The organism is Campylobacter sp. FU_497 (genome assembly GCF_025772425.1).
Taxonomy (GTDB): Bacteria; Campylobacterota; Campylobacteria; order Campylobacterales; family Campylobacteraceae; genus Campylobacter_D; species Campylobacter_D lari_C.
Genome location: NZ_JAKMSC010000012.1, coordinates 36,174 through 43,166, shown reverse-complemented (window position 1 = coordinate 43,166; position 6,993 = coordinate 36,174). Strand labels below are relative to the sequence as shown.

Sequence of the window (6,993 nt, the reverse complement as noted above, 5' to 3'; positions counted from 1 at the left end):
CTGAGCTAACGAGACAATCAAAAAATGAAATTATGCCAAAAGAATATTCTTTTGTCAAGATATAATATAAAATTTTGAGCATATTTTTTAATATGCTCAAAATTAGGCTAAATCTAAAGAAACTTTTCCATTTTTAATTTCTGCAACTTTAACTTTAATTTCATTGCCTACTTCTAACTTTTCTTTAATCTTAGAATTATGCAATAAACCATCCACGCCTTCTTTAAGTTCTACAAAAACTCCAAATTCTACAACTTTTTGAACTTTTCCTATAAATTCTTCTCCGATATCAAATTTAGACATTTCTTTTCTGTCGCGTTTTTTATTAGAACCCTTAGAATGGAGTAAATTTAATATATATTCTTTGCTTTGAGAAATTAAATCATGATTAATTCCTGCTATCTTAACTTCGCCTTTATCTCTATCTAAGTCGATATTAACTTCAAATTTTTCGATGATTTCTTTTATAGTTTTACCGCCTTGACCTATAATATCAGGGATTTTGTTTGGATCTACATTAAAGATCTCAATCTTTGGTAAAATAGCCTCATTAACAATGATATTTCTATCAGCTTCTTCCATTAGTTTTAAAATATACTCTCTAGCTTCTTTTGCTTGATACAAAGCTTCTTTTAAAACCTGTTGCTCTATACCACCAAGTTTTATATCCATCTGCAAAGCAGTGATTCCATCATAACTTCCTGCTACTTTAAAATCCATATCTCCATCATGATCTTCAAGCCCCATGATATCGGTTAAAATAGCATATTTTTCATCTTCAAAAACAAGCCCCATTGCCACACCTGCTACTAGTTTTTCACTTTTTACTCCTGCAGCTCTTAAAGCCAAAGCACCACCACAAACAGTAGCCATAGAACTAGAACCATTACTTTCTAAAATTTCAGATACCAAACGAATAGTATGAGCATAATCTACATCTACGCTAGGATGTAAAGCTCGTTTTGCTAAATTTCCATGCCCTAGCTCTCTTCTACCAGGAGCTTTTATAGGGCTAGCCTCACCTACAGAAAACCCCGGAAAATTATAATTAACCATAAATTTTTCACAAATTGGATTTTTTTCTGTTAGCAAATCTGACATTTGCGCATCATTATCATTTCCTAAAGTTGCAACAACTAAAGCTTGGGTTTGTCCTCTAGTAAAAAGACAAGATCCATGAGCGCTTGGTAAAATATTTGTTTCTATATCTATTTTCCTAACATCTTTCAAATCTCTACCATCTGCTCGTTTATTTTCATTAATAATTTGACTTCTAATAAGTTCTCTTTTACATACATGCAAAGCTTTTTCAATATCTTCAAATTTCCATTCATTTTCAATAGCTATTGCTTCACTTTCAATTTCTTTTGCAATTTGTAAAATTTCACTTGCCCTTTCACTTTTTGCCATTTGATTAATAGCAATTTTAAGTTTTGTCATATAAGTATTTTTTATATAGTCAATAATTTGAGCATTATCTAGCTCTATTTTAAACTCAAGTTTGGAATTTTTTCTATAAGCAGCAAATGTTTTTTCATATTCATTGGAGCCACGTAAAATTGCATTACCTGCAAAGTCTAAAGCTTTTAAAGTATCATCTTCACTTAACTCATTCATACAATGTTTATTGTTTTGCTTATTTGCCAAAGCTCTCATTTCTATCATTAAAAGCTCGTCTTTAACACCTGCTACATAAAGATCTAGGGTACTATTTTTTAGCTCACTGTTACTTGGATTTAAAACAAATTCATTATTTATACGACCTATTCTTACACCACAAACTGGCGCTTTAATAGGAATATCACTTAAATATAAAGCAACACTTGCGGCATTTAAGCTCATTACTTGTAAATCTACTTCAGGATCAGCAGAAAGAACCATAACTACAATTTGGGTTGGATAAGCATAGCCTTTTGGAAAAAGAGGTCTTAAGCTTCTATCTATAATCCTTGCACTTAAAGTTTCATTATCACCTGGTTTGGTTTCTCTTTTTACATAGCCACCTGGAATTTTACCTGCTGCATAGGCTTTTTCTATATATTGCACTGTAAGAGGTAAAAAATCCTCTTCTACCATTTTTTCTTCTCTTGCTACAGTTGCTAAGACTACTGCATTTTTTTCTTGCATTAAAACTGCACCTGCTGCTTGTTTTGCCACTTTATCGGTATCAAATATTTCAAGATGATTATTGATATTTATTTCATGTCGCATGATTTTTCCTTTAAATTTTTATCATAGACAAAACCAAATAAGCTTTTTAAATTTTAAAAATTAAAACTTAAAAAGCCTGTTTTTATTTTGCCTATAAATTTATATCTAAACAACAAATTGTCTAGATATAAATTTACTTTTTTAAAGGTAAATAATATTTACTTTCTTCTAAAATATCTAAAATTTCATAGGCTTGCAAAATCGTTTTATTTTTAAAATAGAACTCAATATTCACAAAATGATCAATCTTTTGCACACAATAAACCTCATCTACAAAAACACTAATATAATCATACACGTCACTTGGCATTAAGGCAGTGGCATAAATAATACTATTTACTTCTTCCTTTAGCAAACTTTTAATACATGAAGAAGCAGTAATTCCGCTTTCACAGCCCTCATGTAACATTAAAATATTTTTTCCTTTTAAGTCTTTTAAAAGATTTCCTTTTCTGTAACGATATACATTTTTTAAAATTTTTTCTTCATAAGTCCTGTTTGCCTCACCGTAAATATAATCTAAGCTTATATCAAAAGCTTTAACTAAAGCCTCATTATAAACAAGCTCCTTTGTCTCACTAATCATAGCTATTTGACACTCATCATTATTAGGAGCTTTAATTTGCTCTGTAAATAAAAAATCATACGGAATTTCTAATTTTTGTGCTAGCGCATCAACAAAAATTATAGATTTTAAAGAAGGTGTAATAATAATATAATCTTTTAATTTATTTAGTGGTAATATATCATACAATCTAGCAAGCGCATCTTTTTCATCTTCAAAAAGCATTATATGGACCTTTCATTTTCTTCTAGAGAAAAATCATAAGAAACTCCGCCCAACGGATAAAAATTAAACATAAAATATACACCGCTTTGATCTTTAGCGCTAATCCCTCCACTAGTAAGCTTAGGTGAAATATCCTTACGATACATCAAAGAATAATTCCAACATTTTCTTTGATAGGTATAACCTACTTCCCATTTTTCAGGATCTTTGTTTAAATCAAACCACAAACCACCAAATATTTGATAGTTAGTATTTATATCATACTGAGCTTTAGTTCCTAAAAAATTATATTTTTCATTTTCATAAATTCTATAAGCATGGTTTAGACTAACTTTCCACTCACCATAATCAAACAAAGCCTCACTAAATACTTTATCAAAGCGATTATCCACCCCTGAATATTCTGCTTCATTTCTCAAGCTTATATAATCATTGTAAAAATATTCTATAACATTATCAAAACCGCCAAAACTACCTTTCTTGGTGAAATATTTAGCCTTTAAACTATGATATAGCTTTTTTTTACCTAAAGTATTGTAAAAATACTGATACACTGAAAAATTAAACTGCTCAGGATCATTTTTTAATTCTATAAAATCTTCAGTAATTTTACCTGATTTGGCTCCAGGTATAAAATAATTAGCACCTAAATATAAAGTGTGATAAAAATTTTCATATGGCTTAGAAAGATCTGTATATAAAGAAAAATTATGTGAATTTTGAAACAAATGTTCTTGATTTTTAGCATCTGTATTAGAATAATTAACAAAATTTGCATATACTCTTTCAGTAAAAGTAAAATTTAAAAAATCATCCATAAAACTCGTATGATAGATTAAAGGCAGATCAAAATCTAATGTTTTAGCATAAATACCTGTATGTCTATAATACCTATGAAAAGAAGCGTCTAAACTATATTGTATATAATTATCAAAAAAACCATTTAAATATCTATGATATTGAAAAGATGGATATTCTTGCATGGTATCTTTATTGCTAATTTTAGAAGTGTCTATATAATACTTTGCATAAGCACCATAATAATTATCATCATCAGATAAAAAATAATTTATTTTTGAGGTAACTAAAGAAGCTTCAGTTTTTGCACTAGAACTTAAATTCATATAATCCACATCATTTAAATAAGTAGCATCAACCCACAAGCCTTCTTGAAACTCATCGCTCAAAAGACTTTTAAACAAAGCTTCACTTGAATATTTGATTTCTAAACCATAATGTTCTTTGTTTTTTAAATTTTCCTCTCTTTTGTAGCTTGATTTTTCTCCAAAAATACCACCGCTAATTTCACCTTGAGAATAAGGACCATCAATAAATCTTAAAGTTGAGTATAATCCATAACCTCTTTTTGTTCTAATCTGAGGCTCAAATTGAATATCTGCATTATCATCAATAACATAATAAATTGGCTGGTTGTAATACAGCCCTTCACTTTGCTTTAAAACTACCTGAGGGATTAACAAACCACTTTTTCTTTTAGTATCTACACTAAAACCAAAATAAGGTAAATACATCACAGGAGTATTTTTTACATACAATCTTGCATTATAAAGATGTAAAAAATTACTTTCTTTATTTAATTTTCCTTCATCAAAACGAATTTCCCAATCAGGATTTTCTACATTACAACTAGAAACAACTGACTTTTTAGTTGTAACAAATTTATCATTTAAATCAGCTTGATGACATTGCAACCAAACCTCTAAATCGTTATTTGAAAAAAATAAATTTTTAAAAGCTGTTGTGTTATCTTTAAGATTAATTTTAGTATAAGTAGAATTGGTTCTTTCTTTTTGCCCTCGTAAGATATTTACATCACCAAATAATTCTAAATCTTTAGTTGTTTCATTAAATTTAGCCTCACTTGCGGTGATTAAATACAAATCAGAAACTACAACTACATTATTTTTTGCTTCTATAATATCATTTTTTTTTACAACATCTAAAGCATAAATGTCTACCTTAGAAGCATACAAACTCCCTACGCAAGCTAAAGAAAGTAATATTTTACGCAAGATCTATCACCACTGTTTTTGCTGCATAGTCATGCCAAGTTTTCAAAACAATATTACTCAAAGCCCAAGCAAAACCTAAACCATACAACATATCGCTAATTTGTCTTACACCTGCCCTTAAAGCACTTTGGGTAAAATTTGGCTTATCTAGTAATTCTTGGTCAATCACCATAATTTTCAAAAGCATTTTCCCTAAAGTTGCACCGTATAAATAAGTAAATAAACTATGATAAGCAAACTGCAAAATCAAAATTCCACCAGCAAAGCGCATTAAAAGATTATGAATTTCATCATAAGTTTGCATAGAATTAATTTTATCAAGCAAAATAATACTTACAATAGCTAAAATTACAAAACTATCAATAATATAAGCTAAAAATCTTTTTTTAAAACTTGCTATTTTTAGCTCTTCTTTTTCTAGTTTATCAAATAATTCTTGATTTGCACTCATTTAAGAACCTGAAAAGCAATATCTTTTCTATATTGTTTTCCTTTAAAATGAACATTTTCACAAAGCATATAAGCGTTTTTTTGAGCTTCCTCAATGCTTTTTCCAGTTCCCACACAAACTAATACACGACCACCACTAGCATACAATTCATCATCTTCCAAACTTACACCAGCATAAGAAATATGAGAATTTTGCGGGACATTATCTATCTCGATCAAGGCTTTTGGTGAGTCCTTGTAAGGATAATTTTTACTTGCACAAACCACACCCACAGCAAATTCATTTTTAATTTTTATATGAGTATTAGCAAGATTTTTGTTCACGCATGCTAAAAATAAATCCAAAGGATTTTCTATCAAAGGCATCAAAACCTCACACTCAGGATCACCAAAACGCACATTATACTCTAAAACATAAGGTTTATTATTTACAACCATTAAACCTATAAACAACACTCCAACAAATTCAGCACCTTCTTCTTTCATACCTTTAAGAGTTGGTGCCACTATATCTTTTTTTACCTGCTCTAACAAATTCTCACTTGCTAAAGCACTTGGGGCATAAGCTCCCATGCCACCTGTATTAGGTCCTTTATCATTATCTAATAATCTTTTATGATCTTGTGCAGCAGGCAATAATATAAAATCATTTCCATCACAAACTGCAAATACACTTAACTCAAAGCCATCAAGATATTCTTCAATCACAACAATCTTTCCAGCTTCCCCAAAGCTTTCTCCACTTAGCATATTTTTAGTAGCTTCTAAAGCTTCCTCATGACTTTGAGCAATAATTACCCCTTTACCCGCACATAAGCCATCTGCTTTTACCACTATAGGAGGTGTTAAGGATGTAATAAATTTCTTAGCTTTTTCATAATCTGTTGTATTTAAAAATTTAGCTGTTTTAATTTTATATTTTTTTAAAAAGCTCTTCATATAAGATTTTGAGGCCTCTAGCATAGCAGCGGCTTTAGTAGGACCAAAAATAGCAATATTGTTTTCTTTAAAAAGATCTACTATACCCTCTGCTAAAAAATTTTCACTTCCAACTATACAAAGATCAATTTCAGATGCCTTTGCATAAGCTGTAATCACCTTAGGATCTTTCATATTAAGATTAGTTCCTATTTTAGCAGTAGCACCATTTCCTGGAGCAAAATAAAATTCTAAATTATCATTTGTTTTTTGAAGAGCCAAAGCGATAGAATACTCTCTTGCACCGCTTCCTAATATTAAAATTTTCATTATTTTCCTTAAAAGTGTTGCAAAAACCCAAATGGCCGGAGTATAAGTGTCTGACCCTCAAAAAGTCAAAGTATGCCATTAGGTGATTTTTAAAGGCTGCAGCTTCTCGCTTTTTTCAAAACTCAAACGAAGTCACAGAACACGGTAAATCACACATCACAGCTTATAATTAATGTGTTGGATCCTCTTTAATACCATATCGAACCATTTAGGCAATATAATTATAACTAAGAAAACTTAAAAATAGGGTTTAAAAGGATT

At 29.8% G+C, this 6,993-nt stretch carries 5 protein-coding genes; all 5 read right to left on the bottom strand.

Annotated elements, in window-relative coordinates; translation table 11 throughout:
* Positions 1-102 precede the first annotated feature (102 nt).
* On the bottom strand, positions 103-2,211 hold the full coding sequence (locus L8W68_RS05965) for a polyribonucleotide nucleotidyltransferase (protein ID WP_263675370.1): 2,109 nt from the start codon (positions 2,209-2,211) through the stop codon (positions 103-105).
* A gap of 133 nt (positions 2,212-2,344) precedes the next feature.
* Positions 2,345-3,001 carry a phosphoribosyltransferase family protein gene (locus tag L8W68_RS05960; protein WP_263675368.1) on the bottom strand — a complete coding sequence of 219 codons (657 nt, stop codon included), beginning with the start codon at positions 2,999-3,001 and terminating at the stop codon, positions 2,345-2,347.
* Positions 3,001-5,037, bottom strand: a complete 2,037-nt coding sequence (locus L8W68_RS05955; protein WP_263675376.1) for an LPS-assembly protein LptD — start codon at positions 5,035-5,037, stop codon at positions 3,001-3,003. The genes L8W68_RS05960 and L8W68_RS05955 overlap by 1 nt, the downstream gene beginning before the upstream one ends.
* Positions 5,027-5,485, bottom strand: coding sequence for an RDD family protein (locus tag L8W68_RS05950; RefSeq protein ID WP_039617840.1), 459 nt, complete (start codon positions 5,483-5,485; stop codon positions 5,027-5,029). Before L8W68_RS05950 ends, L8W68_RS05955 begins: the two co-directional genes overlap by 11 nt.
* Positions 5,482-6,732: a phosphoribosylamine--glycine ligase gene (purD, locus tag L8W68_RS05945; protein ID WP_263675367.1), complete on the bottom strand. Its 1,251-nt coding sequence runs from the start codon at positions 6,730-6,732 to the stop codon at positions 5,482-5,484. The genes L8W68_RS05950 and purD overlap by 4 nt, the downstream gene beginning before the upstream one ends.
* Between the last annotated feature and the right edge of the window lie 261 nt (positions 6,733-6,993).